This window comes from Bartonella rattaustraliani AUST/NH4, from assembly GCF_000312565.1.
Taxonomy (GTDB): Bacteria; Pseudomonadota; Alphaproteobacteria; order Rhizobiales; family Rhizobiaceae; genus Bartonella; species Bartonella rattaustraliani.
In genome coordinates, this window is the sequence record NZ_CALW02000028.1 from 14782 (window position 1) to 39056 (window position 24275).

Consider the following 24275-nt stretch of genomic DNA (forward strand, 5'->3'; position numbering starts at 1 on the left):
GTTCTCTTTTTAGAGAAAGCTTTGCGGATCAATATCAATCTGGACCCGAACGGAACTGGGCATTTTAGCAGCATGCGAAAGCATTACACGAATAAAGCCTTGGATATCAAAAGAGCGCGGTCCCTGGAGCAAAAGCCGAAAACGATAACGTCCACGCACAAGAGCCAATGGCGCTTCTGCCGGTCCCATAACAGAGATATTTTTCTCTCGTGGTGCAACTTGGCGCAATGCACGTGCATATTGTTCTGCCGCTTGGCGGTTTTCTGAAGAGATAATCAAAGAAGCAAGCCGTCCATAAGGGGGAAGATGATAATGTTGACGTATAGAAATCTCATGCGTATAAAAATCCTCATGTTTCCTTGAAAGCAACGCTTGTATGACAGGGTGATCGGGTTGGTAGGTTTGTAAGAGCCCTAAACTTTCCAGCCCCATGCGCCCTGCTCTTCCAGTTACCTGAGACAAGAGTTGAAAGGTGCGCTCACCCGCCCGTAAATCGCCATTGGCAAGACCAAGATCTGCGTCAATCACTCCAACCAAAGAAAGTCCTGGAAAGTGATGTCCTTTAGCAACCAACTGCGTGCCAATAATAACGTCCACCTCACCATCTTCAATGGATTTTAGCTCGCTCCGTAATTGACCAATCCCACCTTTAAGATCCGTAGAGAGAACCAGTAAGCGTGCCTGCGGGAAAAGCGCCCGGGTTTCTTCAGCAATTCTTTCCACACCTGGTCCACAAGCCACAAGATGATCTAAAGTCCCGCATTCAGGACACGCTTCTGGAATTGGTTGATGATAACCGCAATGATGACATTTAAGTTGCCCTTGTGAACGATGTTCCACCAACCAACTAGAACAATTTCTACAATGAAATCGATGCCCACAAACACGACATAAAGTCAAAGGTGCATAACCACGTCGATTGAGGAAAAGCAGTGCTTGTTCCCCTTTCTCAAGCGTTTGTTTTAAAGCCGCTTCAAGAGCAGAGGAAATAAAACGTCCCCTTGGCACCCCCCCCTTACGCATATCAACCACCCGCAACTGTGGAAGTGCAACCGCTTTAAAACGCGATGGTAAAGAGAGTCGTTGATAACGTCCCGACAAAACATTTGCCTGACTTTCAATCGACGGTGTTGCTGAAGATAAAATAACCGGAAAATGCTCGAAAGAGCCCCGTGCAACAGCCATATCGCGTGCATGATAAAAAATGCGTTCTTCTTGTTTATAAGCACCATCATGCTCTTCATCAACAACGATGAGACCCAAATCATGAAAGGGAAGAAAAAGCGCCGAACGCGCCCCCGCCACAACCCGGACCCGCCCTTCTGCAACCTGCCTCCACACACGCTCTCGACGACGCGGTGACAAATCTGAATGCCATTCCGCCGCGTCAGCGCCAAAACGTGCATGAAACCGATCTAAGAATTGTTGTGTTAAAGCAATTTCCGGCAATAAAATCAAAACCTGCTTGCCATTTGTGAGCGCTTGGGCAACCGCTTCAAAATAAACTTCCGTCTTTCCTGACCCGGTCACACCATCCAGCAGAAAAACTTGAAACTGAGAAGACAAAACACCTTCCCGCAAAAGCTGCGCTGCTTCGTTTTGTGCACCCTGCAACACAGGCGGACAAAAATCAGGATTAGGCATTGCCACAAGAGCAGGTGCAGGCACCATAACCTCTTCAAAAACTCCAAGGGATTTTAAGCCTTCAACAACCCCCACAGAAACACCTGCCGCATGGGCAAGACCAGAACGTGTCCAAACGCCACCAGCACGTGCCAATTCCAAAACCTGTGATCGCGCGGGTGTGAGACGTACCACATCACCCCCACAATATTGCAAACCAGGCATCTGTCCTTCTGGATCTAAAGCAGCCGGCACACATAAAACCAACCGTGCCATAAGACCAAAAGGAGTCATCGTATACCGACCAACGAAACGTAAGAAAGCGATCATTTCCGCTTTTAACGGCGGGCAATCAAAAACATGAAGGAGAAAGCGTAATTTTTTACCCGCCAAAGAGACAGCCCCTTGCCCATCCTTTACGCTCTGCTCTTCAACCTCCACCACAATACCACAAACTTCACGCCCCATCACCGGAACACGCACAAAAGAACCAACGTCAACCTCCATACCCACCGGAACCTCATAACTATAAGCCTGCGCAACAGGAAGAGACACCAAAACCGAAACAATCTTTCTCTCTCTCATGCTCTCTGTCATCTTTGACGTCATCTTTTTACCAACTTTATACAGGTTTTTTGAACGATATTATTTTATCTTTATTAGAGCATAGAGAAAAATCCTCGGTGTCATTTATCATTACAGCCTCACCAATAATCGTACAAAGCCCCTTGAGATCGCCTTTGAGAGGATATAATCGAAAAGATAGAAAATTTAAATCATTTGCTGATATAGGCACTTCAAGAGCATCTAGAATACGCCTCAATTTTTGAGCATAAACACTTCTAAACCCTTTAGCTGTACCAATATTCCAGTATGATAGAAAGCTTCAAGCCCTTTATGTTCAAATCCTAAATTCATATAACGTGTAACGTTACAAGATACAAAAAATGTTCATTATTTTTTAAAACAGCTTCTTTATTTTACAAGCCCGAGAACTGCCATGAAAAACATTGATAATTCTCATCATTATTGGAAAAGTATAAGCTCATAATCAGGAGGCACTAAACGCAATAGGTAAAGAATCATACCCCCAATTGACAGCTAAACTGAGAAATATAAAAATTATCTAACCAATAACCATTGCTGTTTTGAGTTCATAGAGCTCTGCATCCATTATATATCCCAAAAAACATGAATAACACTCATAAAGCCCCCTCCCATAAATTGTGTTAAAACTAAGAACCGGTTTACGAATAAACATAAAGAAAAAAGACATATTTTCAATATTTTACGAACTATACACATAACTATGTGCATTATAGTGATGAAAATAGGATGTTTGACAACTGGAGTTTTCTCTTCTGTCTCTTAATTTATGAGCAGATAGCGTATCCATTCCCCCCCCTCCCATATTTATCTCTATGAACGCTTTAAGCTATATGATACGTTTATTTTATTCACGATGACTTAAAAGTCATAAAAGATAGCGAATATTTATAGAACAAGACACCCATTTATTGTCAACTGTTTTATTATATTTTTTATAATATATTCAAATAGTTATCTCATAAAATACCTATATTTTAGCAACTTTTCTACTTATGCCCCCTATAAGCCTTTAATCATGATTTCTAAGCCGTGTGAGACGGACAAAACACAACCGCTATGGGGAGTATCGTCAAGAACGCTGTTAGGCGCCCTGTAAGGGTTTTCTTGATCCTTTATAACCAAGGCTTGTTCGTCCTCTCAACAAACGTGGGTCTGATCTCATAACTTTTGTAAGCATACGAAAAGTTTAAGAGGTGGTATCCTCTCATTTAAAAATACAACTCTCATTAAAAAACAAATTTTCTTGCCAATCCTCTAAAATTACTTTATGAGTTAAAAAGTGTTTTGGTCGCATACGCAACGACCAAGAGGGTCTTGAAAGCCCAAAGCTCTAAACATGAATTTACTCCATTTTGTGGGTGTCCCGGAGTTCCGGGAGTTTTTGCTATGTCCAGGTGTGTCAACGCACTAAAAGCAAAAAAAGCTGATTAGAGTTCAGTACTTTCAAGCTCCCGGAATACTTATGCGAGGGCGCTCGCACCTGGTAGGGGAGATGCGAAGTGCAAGATAAAAAGCCACATCCTAACGATATTTCTGTGGGTAAAAAAATTCGCTTCAGAAGAAACTTCATGAGAATTTCTCAAAAACAATTGGGAAGAAAGTTAGGTGTAAGCTTTCAACAAATTCAAAAATATGAAAAGGGCATAAACCGTGTAGCAACTGGACGTTTGCAGGAAATTGCGAATATACTAGATGTTGATATTTCTTATTTTTATACTGATATTACACAAAAAAAGAACGTTTCATACCCTTGTGATGAAGGAATTTCCAGTAAAGAAGAATACTTACTTTTAAAAGGTTTTAGACAACTCCCCCCTAAAAAACAGAAAGCAATTTTGTGGTTGACTTCTGATGAGCAATCGATCTGTTAACGCAAAACGAGAAATCAGCAAAACTCCTTTCCTCATGAGTCAGCGAATATCTGCAAAAGAAATAGCGTGTTCATTCCCCCTTCCCATATTATCTCTATGAACGCTTTAAGCTATATGACACGTTTATTTTATTCACGATGACTTAAAAGTCTAAAAGATAGCTAATATTTATAGAACAAGACACCCATTTATTGTCAACTGTTTTATTATATTTTTTATAATATATTCAAATAGTTATCTCATAAAATACCTATATTTTAGCAACTTTTCTACTTATGCCCCCTATAAGCCTTTAATCATGATTTCTAAGCCGTGTGAGGAGGATAAAACACAGCCGCTATGGGGGATATCGTCAAGAACACTGTTAAGCGCCCTGTAAGGGTTTCCTTGACTTTTATAACCAAAGCTTGTTCGTCCTCTCAACAAACGCGAGTCTGATCTCATAACTTTTGTAAGCATACGAAAAGTTTAAGAGGTGGTATCCTCTCATTTAAAAATACAACTCTCATTAAAAAACAAATTTTCTTGCCAATCCTCTGAAATTACTTTACTGATAGGCTTGTGTTTTTGATCGTCCACGCAACGGTCAAATAGGGAGTTGAAAACCCGAAAACTCGTACATAAATTTGCCCCGCTTTGCGGGTGTCCCGGAGTTCCGGGAGTTTTTGCTATGTCCAGGTGTATCGACGCACTAAAAGCAAAAAAGCTGATTCGAGTTCAGTATTTTCAACCTCCCGGAATACTTATGCGAGGGCGCTCGCACCTGGTAGGGGGGATGCGAAGTGCAAGATAAAAAGCCACATCCTAACGATATTTCTGTGGGTAAAAAAATTCGCTTCAGAAGAAACTTCATGAAAATTTCTCAAAAACAATTGGGAAGACAGTTAGGTGTAAGCTTTCAACAAATTCAAAAATATGAAAAGGGCATAAACCGTGTAGCAGCTGGACGTTTACAAGAAATTGCGAATATATTAGATGTTGATATTTCTTATTTTTATACCGATATTACACAAAAAAAGAACGTTTCATACCCTTGTGATGAAGGAATTTCCAGTAAAGAAGAATACTTACTTTTAAAAAGTTTTAGACAACTTTCCCCTAAAAAACAGAAAGCAATATTGTATTTGACTTCTGAATAGAAAGAAAGGGATTAAAATAATATGTGACTCTTTAAATATTTGATAAATAAGCGCTTTTGTTATAAATTATCTAAATATTTATTACATATATACATAATAAATATTATTATCTGTTGTCTCTCAATACATCACTTCATGGAGCAATGACTACCCATTTAGCATCGTAAAATAGGTAGCTTAGTTTTTGTAGGCTTGATATTTTTGCGTTCAATAAATAAACGCAAGATCTCACACAAACTCCTCATGTCTTAGCAATACGGCTCTGTGACAAACCAAGATTGATGAATGCTTGCACCTCATTAATGTGTTGGAGGCCCTAGTTTTATTTCTCGTTGACGCGCAGCGCTTAATGCCTCTTTTGTGCGTGTTTGAATGAAATGCCTCTCAATTTGTACTACCATACCGAGTACAGTTGCTATGATATCACTTTGTAAACTCCCATCCATGATATAAGATTTTGTTTGTCACATGCACAATTCAACCACGTTCACGAGCAGCTTTTAAAATTTCTGAAGCAACAAGAGAAGAAAGCTGCCATTGATTTATCATTTTTCAACCAATCATAGATGATATGAATTGTTCCTCTTGCTTTTATTAAGAAACAATGAGGCATAAGAAAAACAAAAAGCTTTGCAGAAAAGAACGCAAACCCGTATAGAACAAAATACGCTCAGTATAAGGAGACAAGAGATGAAGTTTTTTGTAGATAGCGCCCATATTGAAGAGATCCGAGAATTACAAAATCTAAGCCTCGTTGATGGTGTGACCACTAACCCTTCTCTCATTCTAAAATCAGGACGCAATATTTTTGACGTTACAAAGGAAATTTGCACCCTCGTTGATGGGCCTGTTTCTGCCGAAGTTGCAGCAACAGAATTTGAAGACATGATGAAAGAAGCAGCTATTTTAGCAAAAATTGCCGACAATATTTGCATCAAACTTCCCTTAACACTCGATGGCTTAAAAGCTTGTAAAGCGCTTACAGCACAAGGATTAAAAACCAATCTCACACTTTGTTTTTCTGCCAATCAAGCCTTACTTGCCGCCAAAGCAGGCGCAACATTTGTTTCACCCTTTGTTGGCAGAATCGACGATTGCGGAAGTAATGGCTGTGAATTACTTCATGAAATTCGCACAATTTATGACAATTATAACTTTGAAACGCAGATTTTGGCAGCTTCAATCCGTACCGTTAACCATGTCAAAGAAGCCGCTCTTAGCGGCGCAGATGTTGCAACGGTGCCACCAACAGTTCTCAAAGCCCTGGTTAAACACCCTCTTACCGAGAAAGGTTTACAAATCTTCCACGATGACTGGAAAAAAACTGGGCAAAATATTGCTTAATCTTTTGCAAGCCCCCTAACATCACCCCCCCCTCCAACATAAAATACTCATCACATTTTGTAAGGTCCCCCCATACTTTGCAAAATCAACCCTAATTTTTTACAAGATCTTTGGAAAGCAACATGAAAAGCTGTTCTGCCAACTCTTCGGCAACACGTTTTTGTGCGCCCTCTTCTGCTTGCATTGTTGCATACTCCTGACGAAGACGTTCAAAAGAGGCACGCAAAGTTCTCGTCCCTTTGGCAACGGGAACATTTTTCATATCTTGCAGAATGTAGGAAGCTGTCCCCACCACAGTTCCAACAGAACCGCGCCCCTCCCTTTTTTGAAAACGATCAAACTCTATCCGCATAGATGTACGTGTAAAGAAAGATGTCTGGAAAATCAATTGATAGGATGGAGATGACTGGAAAAAACCGAGCAAGATATTACTTAATCTTTTGCAAGCCCCCTAACATCACCCCCCCCTCCAACATAAAATACTCCTCACATTTTGTAAGCTCCCCCCCATGCTTTGCAAAATCAACCCTAATTTTTTACAAGGTCTTTGGAAAGCAACATGAAAAGCTGTTCTGCCAACTCTTCGGCAACACGTTTTTGCGCGTCCTCTTCTGCTTGCATTGTTGCATACTCCTGACGAAGACGTTCAAAAGAGGCACGCAAAGTTCTCGTCCCTTTGGCAACGGGAACATTTTTCATATCTTGCAGAATGTAGGAAGCTGTCCCCACCACAGTTCCAACAGAATCGCGCCCCTCCTTTTTTCGAGAACGATCAAACTCTATCCGCACAGATGTGCGTGTAAAGAAAGATGTCTGCAATACCAATTGATAGGCTGGAGCAGAAGGTTTTCTCCCATCTCCATAAAGAAGAAACAGCAAATGATTGCGTACCATTTGCCCAAAACGATCTTCAGGTTCTGTAACGATAATGGAAGTAAGCTTTTGAGAAAGTCCTAAAGATTTTTTTCCTAAAGACCGGTTCTCAGAAACAGAATCGATAGAATCTATTGTTGTCGAAATCGGCGACACCTGACGGTAAAGCGGCTCCACCTTGCACCCACACAAAAGTGTGAGCAAAGCAGCGAAAATCACAAGAGTAAAACTTTTAAAGAACGACATTTACAATCCTTTGTGGAACAATAATCATTTTTTTAACAGTTTTTTCGCCCAAATGCGCCTGGACAAAATCAAGAGCCAGAACAGCCTCTTTAATCATTGCATCACTGGCCGTTGCGGTAACAGTCACCTCACCACGCTTTTTCCCATTAATCTGTACCGGCAAACTATAGCACTCTTCAATGGTTAATGCAGGATCATAAACAGGCCAAGGAAGTTCGCAGATCAAAGACTTTCCTCCTAAAGAAGCATGGCATTCTTCAGCCAAATGCGGCATAATAGGAGCAATCATCGCAAGGAAGAAATCCATCGCCTGACGCAAAGCTGCTTTCATTTCATCCTCAACATTTTGCACCTTATTGAGAAAGGGCGCCATAACATTCAGGAACTCATAAAGACGCGCAATGGCCCGATTAAAGGCAAATTTTTCTAAATCATCTTCCACAGCCTGGAGCATTCGATGTACTGTTTTTGAAAGTTCCAAAGCCGCACCTTGACGTCCAGTACAAGGAGATACGTCTCGTAAGACAGGAGAACTTACAGCTACACACCGCCAAACGCGCTGCACAAAACGATGCGCCCCTTCAACACCAGACTCTGTCCAGATGACATCGCGTTCAGGCGGAGAGTCTGATAACACAAACCAGCGTACAGTATCAGCACCATAGGAGGCAATAATATCATCAGGATCAATAACATTCTTTTTTGACTTTGACATTTTTTCAATAAAACCAATCGTCACTTCGCTTTGATCGGTTAATTTAAAAGCCTGGCGTTTTCCATCCTTTTCAACAATTGCAATTTCTTCTGGTGAAACCCAGCCCTGATCATCTCGATAGGTTTCATGAACAACCATCCCTTGGGTAAAAAGCCCCTTAAATGGCTCATCCACAGTCCCATAGCCCACCATTTTCATGGCACGCATAAAAAAGCGCGCATAAAGCAGGTGTAAAATCGCATGCTCAATGCCCCCAATATATTGTTGCACAGGCAACCATTCAACTATCGCTCGTTTGTCAACAGGTTCTTGTGCGAAAGGCGCAGTAAAACGCGCATAATACCAAGAAGAATCAACAAATGTATCCATTGTATCGGTTTCACGTTTTGCAGGCTGACCACAGACAGGACAAGTAACAGTGCGCCATTTTTCATGACGCACAAGAGGATTTCCTGGTTGTTCAAAAGTCACATCATCAGGTAACACGACCGGCAAATCAGCGTGCGACACCGGAACCACCCCGCAAGAGGTGCAGTGGATCATCGGAATGGGACAGCCCCAATAACGTTGGCGTGAAATCCCCCAATCACGCAATCGAAATTGCACGGTTTTTTTCCCTTGAGGTTGACCATAAAGCATCTGCCCTTCAAGTTTTTCGGCAGCGACCTCAAAAGCTTCTTGTGGTGTGAGACCATCCAAAAATTTGGAATTGACCATCACACCATCACCCGTATAAGCCGTTTCAGCAATCACACAATCTTCTCTCTCAACCCCTTTTGGCAAAACCACAGGATGCACAGGAAGGCCATATTTACGTGCAAAATCCAAATCTCTTTGATCATGAGCAGGACATCCAAAAACCACCCCAGTTCCATAGTCCATAAGCACAAAATTGGCAATATAAACGGGAATATGCACTGTCGGATCAAAGGGATGAATAGCTAGAAAAGGTGTAAGGAACCCTTGTTTTTCAGCCGTTTCAAGTGCTGCTGTTGTTGTGCCACCAGACCGACAGTTTTCGATAAAACGTCCAAGCGCCTTATCTTGTTGTGCAAGAGCTTGCGCAAGAGGATGATCGACAGACAGCGCTAAAAAAGAAGCACCAAAGAGTGTATCAGGCCGCGTTGAATAACAAACAACTTCGTTAAACTCCTCACAAAGCTCTCCAAAATCCTCAGGCGCCTCACTTCTCTCTGCCAATTTCAAAGCCCAACGAATCAATAAGCCTTGTGACTTACCAATCCAATTTTTTTGCATCGTACGCACTTTTTCTGGCCATTGTTCAAGCTCTTCAAGCCCTGCCAGTAAATCTTCACTAAAATCACTAATTTTAAAAAACCACTGCGTCAATTCGCGCTGTTCAACCAATGCACCAGAACGCCAACCCCGCCCATCAACAACTTGCTCATTTGCCAAAACAGTTTGGTCAACCGGATCCCAATTGACCTTAGCCACTTTCCGCGCAACCAGCCCCTTTTGATAGAAATCAAGAAACAGCATTTGTTGGCGATGATAATAGGCAACATCACACGTGGCAAATTCCCGAGTCCAATCTATTGAGAGTCCCAATTGCTTTAACTGCCCGCGCATCACTGCAATATTTTGATAGGTCCATGTTTTGGGGTGCACTTTATTTTGCATAGCCGCATTTTCAGCAGGCATACCAAAAGCATCCCACCCCATAGGGTGGAGCACATTAAACCCTTTCGCGCGTTTATAGCGTGCCACAACATCGCCCATGGCGTAATTGCGCACATGCCCCATATGAATGCGTCCAGAAGGGTAAGGAAACATTTCTAAAACATAATATTTTTCACGCTGATCTTCTTGCACGGTCTGAAAAATTTTCTTTTCATCCCAAATTTCTTGCCATTTTTGTTCGCGGGCACGTGGATTATAGCGTTCGCCTAAATGATAACGTTCAATTGTCATTCTCATTATACTCTTTTAATAAAATTGAACCAAAAAACTTGTTTTATACTTCACCATATTTATGCTTGACCACGGATTAACATCAGCGTCAACATTTTCAGTCAATATTTTACAAAGTTTTTACAAATAACAGTTCAATTCTTGAATAAAAACAGAAAGCACAAAAAGATGAACACACACTCTACCCCTGATATCTCTTCCGTTACAGCATGGCATGATCTCAAAAAAGACATTGCGAGAATATGTAAAGACTATGAGCGCCCCGTGGAAGAAGTTCAACTGATTGCCGTCTCAAAGACTGTCTCTGTGGAAAATATACGCCCTCTTTTACAAGCAGGTCAGTCTCTTTTTGCCGAAAACCGCGTGCAAGAAGCCGCAAAAAAATGGACTGATTTGCGTCAACAGTTTCAAAATATTGAACTTCATCTTATAGGACCTTTACAATCGAACAAAATAGCAGAAGCTGTCAAAATTTTTGACATTATTCAAACGGTCGATCGCGAAAAAATAGCCAAAAGCTTAGCCGAAGAAATGCAAAAACAAAAAAAACATCTTCCCTGCTATGTTCAGGTCAATATTGGCTTAGAACCCCAAAAAAGCGGTATTGCACCGCAAGAAGTAATCCCTTTTGTTGCACAATGCAAAAACAATTATGGACTTGATATCATCGGTCTTATGGGCATTCCCCCTGTAGAAAAAAACCCCGGTCCTTATTTTGCCCTTTTAGCAAAACTGGCAAAACAAACTAAGCTTCCAAAGCTTTCCATGGGCATGTCTAATGACTTTGAAACAGCTCTTCAATTTGGCTCTAATGTTCTTCGCATTGGTTCTGCTATATTTGGAAAACGCCTTTAAGCTCTCACCTTGCTAAAAAAGCGTAATGATATAACAAAAATAGCAAAAACGCGCCTTGAGCACCTTGTTGCATAGCTCTATCCCATAGTTATAATCTTACCAATTTAGAAAGCCTCAAAGCACCATATCTTTCAAGGATTAAAGCATAATCCTTCAATACATTTATTGATAACACTATAAGTGTCATTTCATTATTTACCGTGAATCATCATTCCAAATATTGGAAAATTCTCTCATCAAACTTCCTCTAATATTGAAACAATTTAAATCACTTGTGTATGTCATAGGTGTGGTTGGCATATAAAGAATAAAACGAGAGAGAAAAGAAAAAAATGCCTCTGATGAACTATACCCTTATGCCAAGGATATCGCAACACTATGAGCTTTTAAATATAACGCAATAAAAGGCTGTATGCACATGCACTGGTACACAACAATAATGGTACTGTCTTGTCCCTTATGTAAGTAAACTTGTGTAAGTAAAAACAGTGGTGCTCAATAGCTCTATCGTGAATGACTTTGGCTCTGCTATATTTAGAAAATGCCTTGTGTAGAGCAATTTCCCTTCATATAAATTCCCATTGAAAACTCTACGAATAAACCAAAAATAACAGAAATGAGAAAAAATATTCCACTCACTATCAATAAAAAAGCAACTCTCGCAGAAAAAATGCCCATCTTTCTTTCATCCCATGAACAAAAAGCTGATTTCCAAAACTTCTCACCAGCACATACCCAATACGTATAATGACTTCAAAAGAGCCCTGAAATTTGGCTTTCATATTCTCGCACTTTAGTCTTCTACCTCCCCCCTCTCTCATCACCATTCCACCAAAAGCGCCGCAAAAAAGAAATCCTGGATAGACATCTCAAAGCAAAATAATAAAAATATAGAGGCGTGCGCATGAATAAAAAAACTGTCGTGAAATCAATAATCCCAAAAGAATATTCAGCACGCTTATCACAATGATTTCCATTTAAAAACACGAATTTTCTCAACTTATCCAATACGTCTACCACTTAGCAGTGACATAAAGCAAAAAAGAAAAAGGCTTATGGTTATCAATACGGCACTTCACTTCTCGTGTAAGTCCCTTGGGCACAATAAGTACTTCAAATGCCGAAGTGAACAGAGAAAACCATTCTAAACATCATGATAGCAATCATAAACAAATGGTAACATAGAGGTTTTCTACACCCTGAAAAGGGCAAGATGCACACAACAATCACAAAAAGTATAAAGCTCAATTCATGCGTACAAACAATAACAACACAACTCAGTTCAATGCTAAATATATTCCCTTGTTATGCTTGCAAATTAAAAAAATACCAATTTTTCAGATGCAAAATTCTTCTCATTTCAAGCTTTAATGAAGAAAAATAGGATATTATCATTGAGAATAAAATAAGTAATATTCTTACATTATTAAAAGGTTTCATATACAAAATAATGTATTTCATTATTTATCAAATTATTTTTATTTCCATTTTTAAAATATGTTTGACACTATTCTAAAATGCGTGATAACCATAATGTAGATAGTTCAAGGGGGGGATTAATATGTTCGGTTCATTCAAGACATTTGGTCATAGGGCTACAAGTCATTCTTTTTGTCATTCGCACAATTCAAGACCTACTCATAGAAATGCATATGGCTTTAACGATTTTACTTCTGAGATGAGTTTTCAAGGCCTTCAAGCAGGCGCTGGATTGGGACTAACCGGAGCACTTTCAGGTACTATAACTAGAGGACCAGCAGGTGCATTTTTAGGGGAGCGGGGTGAGAGGTTTGACAATGGGATTCATAGGAGGTGCCGTTGGGGGCTTTATAGGGAAAGCTCGTAAATGTTGGTTCTAATCCATAGAGAATACCTACAATGATATCTCTGAAATGAGTAATTATGTAAAAATATTCGAAAAAATACACCAAACAACTTTCTCAGACTTATGGATAAAATAATTTTCAGAGATATCTATTCGTATCATATACTGTAATTAGGATTTTATTATAATGGATATTCACGATGAAATTGTAAGATTGTTTTTCAAGCTCATTATAATTACTCCTATAGTTGCCATTCTTTTTAAAATATTCATTAGTAAGGATTGGAGGGCCTCTATTATAGTAGCATTATCGGCAGTTATTATACCCTTTCTTTCTGATTTTTCGCGTAGATATTTTGGCTTAGATTACAACTAGGGCTTTGTTATAATAAATGTTCATTATGAAATCATAAGAATGCTTTGCGTGCTTATTGTGTTTGTCTCTCTATATGTTCCTACTATTAGAGTATTCTATGGGATAAGTTGGAAATTAGCTATCATTGCATCATTATCAGGAGGAGTTGCGCTATTGATTATAGACAGTTTGTTTAGATATTTTGGCTTATATTAATATTTATTAAATTTATTCTTTTAAAACGCGTGCCTACAAAAAATATTCAAATTGACCACCTATGAAGTCCTCTTCATTTTTCTATTTTATGTGATATTTTTTAACATCTTGATGCTTTTATAAAAAGCTCTTGGCTACAATAGGTTCTGCCGCATTTAAATATCCTAAATGAGCATAAAATACTCTCTTGAAGACCAAAATATCAGATTTTAAAAATTCACTACTCCAATTTTTGTTATTTAGTTTAACCTCAAAATGTAGTATAATCTCAAAATGAAAAGTTTTTGGAACGCTGCCACAAATATAAAAACACAATGGCTGATTTTTCCAAACAATAAATTAAAAGAGAGAAACATAACTGAAAAAATCTATCCAGTACCAAACCATATCAAAAAAATTCCTTGATGGACGAAGAAATCTATCAACAATGGTAGCAGGAGATACCAATGATTCAGAACGTTTTTGGGCAAAACATAGCCAAAGCACTGCCAGTACGCAAAATAGATTGAGGATAATCTTTAACCCATGCCTATATATCCTGCGTAGCATGACTGGAATCCATTGCCACCACATGAATTTATAATGATATAAGTTTCATTATTCACCGTGAATCATAACCCCAAATACCGGTAAGATTCTCTTATCATACCGCCTCTCATACTGAATGAATGATAACCACTTGGCTTATACGTCATAGACGCGGTTGACATAAGAGGATACAACGAGAGAAGAAAGGAGGAAAAATGTCTCTCATAAACCACCTTGAAAAAAGCCTCTAACCACCTTCATGCAAGGGTTATCGCAACACCATGACGCTGCTAAATATACAATGCAACAAAAGGCTGTATGAATATGAGCTCGTACACGAAAATGATGGTGCCAACTTATCTCTTCATAATTGTAAAGTTATACCCACATAAACATAAAGCCCCATAAAACATGAAAGACAGCAGTGCGCAATAGCTTTATCATTCATGGTTTTGGCTTTATCGTTATACAATTCACGAAAACCCTGCCGTGAAATAGGCTTGCAAGCACGAAAAGAGTTCTCTTTAAAACAAGCACATAACTATGCAACAAAACAAGTATATACTATGCAATGGTGCTCTGTTTTGCGTGAAGGACTTCTGCGCCTTTCTCTCTTCAAAAACAGCTTTACAGTTCCTTCCACCCCATTCACTTCAATTCCATTTCATTTCTCATATGAGACTCATGAACAAGTTCATTTTCACCAAACCAAAGCAAAATATATCAGAAAGCTCTTAAGCTGCTTTTACAATTTAAGGTGCATGGTGAAAATTACTCTCCCCGTTTGAGCAGCAAAAGATCGCAATAAAAATCCCCTTTTAAAAATAACCTCGTTAATTTTCAAAAATTGATTGCACAAATGCCTGTAATCTAGTCTACTCTACAAATGAGGCTTTTCTTTCAACAAAAAGTCCACGCGGAAATTCTGTTTAATAAACACAAGAACATAAGAGCGGACTTTCCCAAACAACAAAAGAGAGGGAACGAATGTCTGAAAAAATCTATCCAGTACCAGATCATATCAAAAAACATGCTTTGATTGACGAAGAAACCTATCAACAATGGTATAAAGAGAGTATCAATGATCCAGAAAGCTTTTGGGCAACACATGGTCAACGTATTGAATGGTTTAAACCTTATACAAAAGTAAAAAATGCTTCCTTTCATGATAATGTATCGATCCGATGGTACGAGGATGGAATAACCAATGTTGCCTATAACTGCATTGATCGCCATTTAAAAGACCGTGGTGATCAAGTTGCATTGATTTGGGAAGGCAATAATCCTTATCATGATAAAAAAATAACCTATCATGAACTTTATGAACATGTGTGCCGTTTTGCCAATATTTTAAAAAAGCACGGTATAAAAAAAGGTGACAAAGTTACCATTTACTTACCTATGATTCCTGAAGCCGCCTATGCCATGCTCGCCTGTGCCCGCATTGGTGCCATTCATTCGGTTATTTTTGCTGGTTTTTCTGCTGAAGCAATAGCAGGACGCATTGTTGATTGCCAATCAAGCTTTGTCATTACCGCAGATAAAGGTTTTCGTGGCAAAAAAGTGATCAATCTAAAAGACACTGTTGATCATGCGATTGACATCGCGGCTAAACAGAATGTTCAAGTCAATAAAGTCATGGTTATACGACGGACCAATGGAACAATTCATTGGGAAGAGAGACGTGATTTTTGGTACCATGACGAAGTCTCTGATGCCAGCCCAGATTGCCCAGTAGAAAAGATGAATGCTGAAGATCCTCTTTTTATTCTGTACACCTCGGGCTCAACAGGAAAACCTAAAGGCATTTTGCATACAACAGCTGGTTATCTTGTTTATGCTTCGATGACACATCAATATGTTTTTGACTATCATATTGGTGAAGTTTACTGGTGTACTGCTGATATTGGCTGGATTACCGGGCATTCTTACTTAGTATATGGTCCTTTATGCAATGGTGCGACCACTTTAATGTTTGAAGGTACACCCAATTTTCCTGACCAAAGCCGATTTTGGAAAATTGTCGATAAGCATCAAGTGAATACGCTCTACACCGCACCAACGGCTATTCGCGCATTAATGGGAGCGGGAAATTCATTTGTCGAGAACTCTAAAAGAACCTCGCTGCGTCTTTTAGGCAGCGTGGGAGAACCGATTAATCCAGAAGCATGGGAATGGTTTTATCATACGGTTGGCAATAGTCGCTGTCCTATTCTTGATACATGGTGGCAAACAGAAACAGGAGGGTATATGATTACACCTCTTCCTGGTGCAACACCCCTCAAAGCAGGATCAGCAACACGGCCTTTTTTTGGTGTGCACCCCCAAATCGTTGATGACAAAGGCAATATTTTGGAAGGAGAAGCGGAAGGCAATCTTTGCATCGCAGGCTCATGGCCTGGTCAAATGCGAACCCTCTACAATAATCATGAGCGCTTTATTGAAACCTATTTTTCTGTCTACAAAGGAAAGTATTTTTCAGGCGATGGCTGTAAACGCGACAGTGATGGCTATTATTGGATTACAGGACGAGTTGATGACATTCTCAATGTCTCTGGACATCGGTTAGGAACAGCTGAAATTGAATCAGTCCTTGTTGCTCATCCAGCTGTTTCAGAAGCTGCTATTGTGGGTTATCCACACCCCATTAAAGGACAAGGAATTTACAGTTTCATCACTTTAATGGAAGGAACAACTCCAAGTGAAGAGTTACAGAAAGAGCTTATTGATCATGTCCGCAACGAAATTGGAGTCATTGCCATATTGGATAAAGTTCAGTTCGCCCCTGACCTACCAAAAACGCGATCGGGAAAAATTATGAGACGTATTTTACGAAAAATTGCTGAAAATAATTTCAACGATCTAGGAGATACTTCAACCCTTGCCGAACCACAAGTTGTTGATGATCTTATTGCCAATCGTCAAAATTAAAGAAGCGACGCATTAACGGAAAACCAAGGGATAACTTTAGCCTTTATGCAATTGCAGTATTTGCGTTAAAGTTATCTTTAAGGACACAAACTGGAAATATTATTCTCTTTACCCGCTTACAATATTCCGTCTGCTTTTGAGAGCCTACGGAGTTAAGCTTTAGGAAATGCACTTTTTGGCTTGAAAGCGAATGGAGGATTCAAACAGTTTGGAGACGTGAGGTATTCCATACAAGAATGGGTGTTAAGGGGGAATCTAGGTTGTTGTTTGAGTGTTGGTCTTGTAGCACTTTTATTTTTGATAATATATTGATTTATAATGAATATTTTCATTATTCATCTTAAATCACAACCCCAAATACTGCCTTTATAAGCTTCTCCCCTTTCAAACTTCCTTATGTTGAAGAAATTTGTTCACTTAGCTTATACACTATCCGCAAGATTGACATGCGGATAAAAACGAGAGGAAAAAGATCTTTCATGTACCGCCTTGCAAAAGACTTCTAACCACCTTCATGCAAAGGCTGTCGCAACACCATGAGCCGATAAATATACAATGTAACAAAAGGCTGTATAAACATCAGCTAATACACGGCAGTGATAGTGCCGACGTTTCCCTGCATAAGGGTTAAAGTTATACCCACATAAACATAAAGCCACATAAACATAAAGAGAATCGTGCGCAATAGCTTTATCATTCATGGCTTTGGCTTTATCATTATAAAATTCACGAAAACACCGCTGTGAAATAAGCTTGCAAGCCCGAAGCGAAGTCTCTTTCAAAAAAACTCGTGACCATGCAACAAAACAAGCGTACGCATAACCAACACAATGGTGTTCTGTTTTGCGTGAAAGTCCCAACTCCGTTAAAAAACGTGAAAAACAAAAGCGTGAAGCAATGTGCCATCTTCATTATCTTAAAGAGATTTTAAAGACATTGCTTTAGAGACTTTTGCACGAATAACGTTCATGAGAAGTCTCTTTATGCCAGTTAGATAATCTTGTTTACACCTTAACCGCTTTTACCTCTAACCACTCTTACAAAGTGCAAGCGAATAATCTCTATGAATTTATGATAAAAAAAATGAGTGACTTTTCCTCTTCAGAATCCTCACTCGAATTTCAAAATTATGAAAACTTTAAATGATGGTATCACGTTGTTATACAACAATCAAGAGCCTTTCAAACTCTACGGACATTTCCAAACTGAACCAACCACTTATGCAAACAGATACCCTCGTCTAAACAACAAACCGTTAAAGAAAAAATATTAAGAATTGTGAACTATAAAGAAAACAAGAGCTTAAAAGAAGAATAAGAGCAAAAGTTCTTTTCCCTCACACAAAACAATAAAGACAACCATTAAACAAAAAACAGTAAGGACAGCTCTCATGTTTCTGCTAGAATCACCTTAGAATTCCTGCTAAAGTTATCAACAAAGGTAAAATAAGGAAAAACAACTATTGATCATATTTTGCCAGACAATATTCTTCAACAACAAGTGGGGAACAACGAGCAAAAACGTAAGCTATAAACAAAACGTAAATTTGAAGTGATGAAGATGCAAGTCTTTACAATGATGCAAGATAAAAGCAGAAGTGGTAACGAAAAGTGATTCATTTTGAAAATGTTGGTTTGCGCTATGGAATGGGCCCTGAAGTCCTTCGTGACATTAGCTTCCATATTCCTCCTGGGTCATTTCAATTTCTAACAGGCGCCTCTGGAGCGGGGAAAACGTCGTTGATGCGCCTTATGTTTTTAGCGCTCAAACCAACGCGCGGTCATATTGATCTCTTTGGCGTAGATACAGCATTGCTTAAACGGCAAGAGCTTCCCGCCTTAAGACGACGTATCGGTGTCGTTTTTCAAGACTTTCGTCTCCTCGACCATATGACCATTTATGAAAATGTTTCCCTCCCTTTACGCATCAAAGGGCAAGAAGAAGCAACATATCGCAGTGAAGTGGAAGATCTTCTTAGTTGGGTAGGTCTTGGCAATCATATTCACGTTCTCCCACCAGTTCTTTCAGGAGGAGAGAAACAAAGGGTCGCAATTGCCCGTGCGCTCATTGATCAACCTGAAATCCTGCTTGCTGATGAACCAACAGGCAATGTTGACCCCCCTTTGGCAAAACGCCTTCTTCGTTTGTTTATTGAATTAAACCGTTTTGGAACCGCTGTCATCATTGCCACCCATGATATCGCATTAATGGAACAGGTTGCAGCACGGCGTATGCTTCTCCATAACGCACGGATGACAATTCATGAATAAATCTTTCCCAATTTTTACAAGAGATAAAAAGACAACTTCTATTATTCCCAGTGGGAACATTTCTGGAAAAGCATTGGTTGCTGTCATTGCGATTATGACATTTCTCTCAAGCCTCACATTGATTGGTGTTGACTTCGTACAACGTGCTGCAAACAATTGGAGCAATCAGATAAGTCGCGAAGCAACCATTCAAATACACCCCATTGAAAATGTTGATGTTGAAAAATCTCTTCATGAGGCAGTTCAATTGGTCAAAACATTTCATGGTGTACAAGATGCAAAAATCGTTGACCAAAAAGCAACTGAAAAATTGCTCGAACCATGGCTTGGGAAGGGGTTAAGTTTAAAGGAATTTCCTCTTCCGCGCCTTATTGTTATAACGCTGAAAGAGAATGAAGAAATAGACCTTCAAGCCATCGACCAGGCAGTCAAAACACAGATTCCGGGGGGACAATTTGATGATCACCATATTTGGATAGACCGTTTTAGAACAATGGCACATACAACTGTTTTCATTGGTTTTTCAATTTTAGCATTGGTTCTAGGTTCACTCATACTCACAGTGATCTTTGCCACACGCAATGCATTGGCAGAGAATGCACATATTATCAATGTCTTATATTTTCTCGGTACTGAAACCCTTTTCATTGCACGACAGTTTGACTGGCATTTTTTTAAAACGGCACTGTGTGGCGCATTATACGGTGGCATTGCAAGTGTACTTCTGTTTTCTGCTTTTACCTTTTGGACAAACTATAACCTAGGCCGAGTTGAAGCCAGCCAAATTATGGCAATGTTCGGACATTTCTCCATGAACTCTCTTCCCTATGGAAAAATCATAAGCCTTATTCTGTTTGTTTCTCTTCTTACCACACTCACAAACCGTATGACCATTCTTGCACAACTTAAAAAAATCGATCAATGTGAAAATGGCTTATTTTAATTTTATGACCCACAATTCGTACCATTCCAAACCCTTGACAGAAAACAACTTAGAGCATTCACTGGAAAAACATACCCTCTATACAAGGTTGCATCTCCACCAATTGTTTCGCTATTTTCCACCAACAGCGCTGACTCTTTTAATGATTGTTCTTCTCTTTTGTGTTGGTTTTGTTGTTTTTTCTGAAAAAACAGAGCGACTTCAACCACCAAACCCTTTACCAAAAGCAGAAGCAATTATTGTTCTCACAGGTGGAGAAAACCGCATAGAGACAGGACTGCAGCTTTTACAAAAGGGGCTTGGTTCACGACTCTTAATCAGTGGAGTCAATGCAACAACCAATCTCAAAAATCTCATGCATAACACGCATATTACATCACGACTTTTCACATGTTGCGTTGATCTTGGGCATAAAGCGATTAATACACAAGGAAATGCAAAGGAAAGTGCAGACTGGATCAAAAAACATCACTATACCACAGTTTATATCGTCACCCACGATTATCATATGTGGCGCTCTTTGCGTGAACTTAAATATTTAATGCCTGATATCAATTTTATTGCCTATCCTGTAAAACAGAGTAAAGCTGAGAACAGCATACAACAGGTTAATCAAATTCGCATTCTTCTCTTCCAATATATCAAAACACTTCAAGTCTATATAAGAACTGCATTTTGATCTTTGCCTATGTTTACTTTAACGGTTTGCATAAATTCTTTGCATTATAGGGATAAAAATCAAACTGATAGCGCTCTATGAACAATCCCTTTTAAAACTGTGAAAATAACTACAACATATTGATTTATAAAAATGATTTGTCATTCTTCACCTTGAATAACAACCCCGAATACCCGTAAGCTTCCCTCATTTTAAACCTCCTTGTTGTTGAGTCAATTTTTTTACTTAGCTTGTACTTCATAGGCAACATATTGATTCATAATGATTTTTTATCGTTTCTCACCTTGAATCATAACCCCGAATACCCATAAGATTCTCTCATCTCAAATCACTTTATATTGAATCAATTTTATTCACTTGGTTTTACACCATAAGCGGGATTGACATGTGGATAAAATTACAAAGGAAAAGAGGAAAAATGCCTCTTATGAATCGTCTTAATGCAAGAGCTGTCGCAATACTATGAAACAAGTGAATATACCACGAACTGGTAAAAAAAATGATAGTGCCGGCTTAACCCTTCATAAGCGTGAAGATGGTGGCGCTCAATGGATTTATAGTTATACAATTCACAGACGACACCGTAAAATGGGCTTAGGAGCTCTAAGAGAGGCGCCATAGAAATCTCTTTAAAACAAGCCCGTGAACATGCAACGTGGGTGGCATTGTGTTTTGCGTGAAGACGTGCCCTCATTAAAGAACGTGAGAAACAAAAGCGTAAGACAATGCGGTATTTTCATTACTTAAAAGACATTGCCTTAGAAACTTTTAAAAGCCGTAAAGCTGAATTAAAGAATGATGATAAATCTGGATATTGGTTTTCATCTTTACAACTTTATGTACTCCCCAAATGAAGCTGTCTTTCCATTTTAGAAATCATACAAACAGATATACACAATACACTAGCCCCCATATGACCAACAAAAGCTGCAACAACAGAGAACACACCTGTTCATCTTACGTTTTGTTTTAAATGTGCTGCTGCATTAGAATTGGTTGTTGATTTACAAACAACAGCCAAAGCACATGCTCTCTTAGGAAAACAACGCCATAAAGTGATTAATAGACCTGCAATAGATTGAAAAGATGTGCTGGCTTTTTATAAAACACTTTGCCCCCCTACTTAATCAAAAACCGCTTACAGACTTCTTATCACGCACAATAATGCAGTAAAAATATCCTCAGCCCCTGTCATATCCTAAAGCTGTTGGGTTAAAGTAGAAACTTTTCAAAACTATCATTTTTGCTCCTCCCCTTTGACAAAAGCTTGCCGTACGAAAACGCACAAGAACACCATGTTCCTTACAATTCATATTCCCTGCCAATTGTCAAAACTTAATCACGTGCAAGAGCCACAACGGGATCAAGCCGTGAAGCCTGCCTGGCTGGAGAAAAGCCAAAACATATTCCAATGATGGTTGAAAAAGTAAGAGAGAGAATAACGGAATCAATCGTGTATATCAAGTGTATGGGCGCCTTAAACAGTAAAAACAAGCCTCCAATAGAAAGCCCAAATAGAATTCCCAAACCACCACCAATGACACAAACCAAAATTGCTTCAATTAAAAATTGTAACAAAATATCGCCCTGTCGTGCCCCCACTGCCATACGCACGCCAATTTCATTGATCCGCTCAGAAACAGTGACCAGCATAATATTCATCACCCCAATTCCACCCACAATCAGTGAAATTGCTGCGATTGAAGACACAAGAAGCGTTAAGATATGCGTACTTTCCATAATACGCTTACGAAAGAATTCTGAATTTGTAATGAAAAAATCTTTTTCACCATGCCGCATAATAAGAAAACGCTTAACCATTGTTTCTGCCAAATGTGAATCAATATGATCGGCAATCTTAACCATAATTGCACGAACCTCTGTTGTTCCCAAAAAACGCGTTTGCACTGTTGTATAAGGCAAATAAATCTGCAACGTACTTGACGCACTTCCTTTATTTTGTGAAGCAATAACGCCCACAATACGCGCTGGAACTTTCCCCACGTGGACAATTTTTCCAAGTGGGCTTTCACGGCTATGGGGAAAAAGCACAGAAACTGCTTTCTTTTCGATCACAAGATCAACCGACCGGTCATGGACACTTTTTTTATCAAACAACTGTCCTTCAACAATCTCCATTCCCTGAGTTTGAAAAAACTGTTCTCCTACCCCAGAAATCATAGCATTGGCTTCCACTGCACCAAAACGCACCTTCGCACTCACAGAAAGCTGAGGTGTTACACCAGAAATATAAGGGAGCCTAGAAAGAGCTTCTGCATCAGCTTCAACCAAACTAGTGATTTTATCTGCTTGTGGATCAGAAAAGCCTTTCCCTGGAAAAATTGTCAATGTATTAGAACCCAAGCTCTTAAAATTTTCCAATATTTTTTCCCGCGTTCCATTCCCCAAAGCCACCATTGCAATAATGGCCCCAATACCGATAATCACCCCAAGCATTGTTAAAAACGTCCGCAACCGATGTGCATTCATTGCCAACAAAGCCATAACAAACGCCTCACGAAAACGCTCCACAAAAGAACGAAACGTACCAAGCCGTTTCTGAACTTGCAGATTTTGTTTTTCATGAAAAGGTTGATCATCCGTTTCTTTTTTTGCAACCTTTGAAAGAGTATCCGAGATAATTTCTCCATCACTAATTTCGATAATGCGCTCTGCTCTTTTAGCCACATGCATATCATGTGTCACCATGATAATTGTGCGCCCTTCTTGATGCAGTTCGTCCAAAATACGCAACACCTCTTGCCCACTTTTTGTATCTAATGCACCAGTTGGTTCATCGGCAAGAATAACCTCCGCATTATTCATCAGTGCCCGCGCAATAGAGACACGCTGTTGTTGACCACCTGAAAGCTGGTTTGGACGGTGATTGATACGGCTCCCCATACCTAATCGAGTTAAAAGCTCTTTTGCACGCTTTTTTCTCACCTCCGGTGCACAACCTGCATAAATAGCGGGCATTTCAACATTCCCAAGCGCTGTCAATTCCCCCAATAAATGATAGCGCTGAAAAATAAACCCAAAATGATTGCGCCGCAAAGCTGACAATTCATCACCAGAAAGATGCGCTGTTTCCTTCCCTGAAATCAAATAGTGCCCTGAACTTGGTCGATCGAGGCAGCCTAAAATATTCATCAATGTGGATTTTCCTGAACCAGAAGCGCCCACAATTGCAACCATTTCACCACGCTTAATCGTAAGGTTAATGTTTTTCAAAACCGTAACAAATTTCTCTCCGGCAGAAAATTTACGCACAATATTTTCTAAAACGATAACCGCCTCTTCTTGCTTTGTTTTCATGGA

The 24275-nt window shown here is 39.4% G+C and carries 14 protein-coding genes and 3 pseudogenes; 10 read left to right on the forward strand and 7 right to left on the reverse strand.

The features are described from left to right. Positions 1–9 precede the first annotated feature (9 nt). Positions 10–2220, reverse strand: coding sequence for a primosomal protein N' (locus BN67_RS04175; RefSeq protein WP_019222884.1), 2211 nt, complete (start codon positions 2218–2220; stop codon positions 10–12). A 1511-nt stretch (positions 2221–3731) separates the two neighbouring features. Between BN67_RS04175 and BN67_RS04190 the strand changes: the two genes are divergently transcribed. Further along, positions 3732–4103 (forward strand): helix-turn-helix domain-containing protein, encoded by a 372-nt coding sequence (locus BN67_RS04190; RefSeq protein ID WP_019222888.1) that lies wholly within the window; start codon positions 3732–3734, stop codon positions 4101–4103. Between the two features lie 782 nt (positions 4104–4885). After that, complete coding sequence (locus tag BN67_RS04195; protein ID WP_019222889.1) at positions 4886–5242, forward strand: helix-turn-helix domain-containing protein; 357 nt, start codon at positions 4886–4888, stop codon at positions 5240–5242. A 155-nt stretch (positions 5243–5397) separates the two neighbouring features. Here BN67_RS04195 and BN67_RS13535 read toward each other — a convergent pair. After that, positions 5398–5770, reverse strand: a pseudogene (locus tag BN67_RS13535) (recombinase family protein); the annotation flags it as partial. A 162-nt stretch (positions 5771–5932) separates the two neighbouring features. On the opposite strand from BN67_RS13535, the gene fsa reads away from it, so the two are divergent. Continuing rightward, the gene (fsa, locus tag BN67_RS04200) at positions 5933–6586 is read left to right on the forward strand and encodes a fructose-6-phosphate aldolase (RefSeq protein ID WP_019222891.1); all 654 of its coding nucleotides are present in this window, start codon (positions 5933–5935) and stop codon (positions 6584–6586) included. 91 nt (positions 6587–6677) lie between these two features. On the opposite strand, the pseudogene BN67_RS04205 reads toward fsa, so the two are convergent. The 3 genes and pseudogenes from BN67_RS04205 to leuS form a co-directional block, all read right to left on the reverse strand. Next, positions 6678–6992: pseudogene (locus BN67_RS04205) on the reverse strand (hypothetical protein); the annotation flags it as partial. Positions 6993–7114: 122 nt separating this feature from the next. Next, positions 7115–7705: an LPS assembly lipoprotein LptE gene (lptE, locus tag BN67_RS04210; RefSeq protein WP_019222893.1), complete on the reverse strand. Its 591-nt coding sequence runs from the start codon at positions 7703–7705 to the stop codon at positions 7115–7117. Next, complete coding sequence (gene leuS, locus BN67_RS04215) at positions 7692–10352, reverse strand: leucine--tRNA ligase (protein WP_019222894.1); 2661 nt, start codon at positions 10350–10352, stop codon at positions 7692–7694. Before leuS ends, lptE begins: the two co-directional genes overlap by 14 nt. A gap of 168 nt (positions 10353–10520) precedes the next feature. On the opposite strand from leuS, the gene BN67_RS04220 reads away from it, so the two are divergent. The 3 genes from BN67_RS04220 to acs all read left to right on the forward strand — a co-directional run bounded on the left by BN67_RS04220 (position 10521) and on the right by acs (position 17062). After that, positions 10521–11207, forward strand: coding sequence for a YggS family pyridoxal phosphate-dependent enzyme (locus tag BN67_RS04220; RefSeq protein WP_019222895.1), 687 nt, complete (start codon positions 10521–10523; stop codon positions 11205–11207). A gap of 1561 nt (positions 11208–12768) precedes the next feature. Continuing rightward, positions 12769–13053, forward strand: coding sequence for a hypothetical protein (locus BN67_RS12625; protein ID WP_019222898.1), 285 nt, complete (start codon positions 12769–12771; stop codon positions 13051–13053). 2065 nt (positions 13054–15118) lie between these two features. Then, on the forward strand, positions 15119–17062 hold the full coding sequence (gene acs, locus BN67_RS04240; RefSeq protein WP_019222899.1) for an acetate--CoA ligase: 1944 nt from the start codon (positions 15119–15121) through the stop codon (positions 17060–17062). Between the two features lie 512 nt (positions 17063–17574). On the opposite strand, the gene BN67_RS04245 is transcribed toward acs, so the two are convergent. After that, positions 17575–17922, reverse strand: a complete 348-nt coding sequence (locus tag BN67_RS04245) for a hypothetical protein (protein WP_019222900.1) — start codon at positions 17920–17922, stop codon at positions 17575–17577. Between the two features lie 750 nt (positions 17923–18672). On the opposite strand from BN67_RS04245, the gene ftsE reads away from it, so the two are divergent. The 4 genes and pseudogenes from ftsE to BN67_RS14785 all read left to right on the forward strand — a co-directional run. Continuing rightward, positions 18673–19332: a cell division ATP-binding protein FtsE gene (gene ftsE / locus BN67_RS04250; protein ID WP_019222901.1), complete on the forward strand. Its 660-nt coding sequence runs from the start codon at positions 18673–18675 to the stop codon at positions 19330–19332. Then, on the forward strand, positions 19325–20275 hold the full coding sequence (locus BN67_RS04255; RefSeq protein WP_019222902.1) for a cell division protein FtsX: 951 nt from the start codon (positions 19325–19327) through the stop codon (positions 20273–20275). The genes ftsE and BN67_RS04255 overlap by 8 nt, the downstream gene beginning before the upstream one ends. Continuing rightward, a complete protein-coding gene (locus BN67_RS04260; protein WP_019222903.1) occupies positions 20262–20954 on the forward strand; it encodes a YdcF family protein in 693 nt (230 codons plus the stop codon). The genes BN67_RS04255 and BN67_RS04260 overlap by 14 nt, the downstream gene beginning before the upstream one ends. Before the next feature lie 418 nt (positions 20955–21372). Next, positions 21373–22033, forward strand: a pseudogene (locus BN67_RS14785) (Arm DNA-binding domain-containing protein); the annotation flags it as partial. Positions 22034–22289: 256 nt separating this feature from the next. Here the strand turns inward: BN67_RS14785 and BN67_RS04275 are convergent. Continuing rightward, positions 22290–24272 carry a MacB family efflux pump subunit gene (locus BN67_RS04275; protein ID WP_019222906.1) on the reverse strand — a complete coding sequence of 661 codons (1983 nt, stop codon included), beginning with the start codon at positions 24270–24272 and terminating at the stop codon, positions 22290–22292. Positions 24273–24275 lie beyond the last annotated feature (3 nt).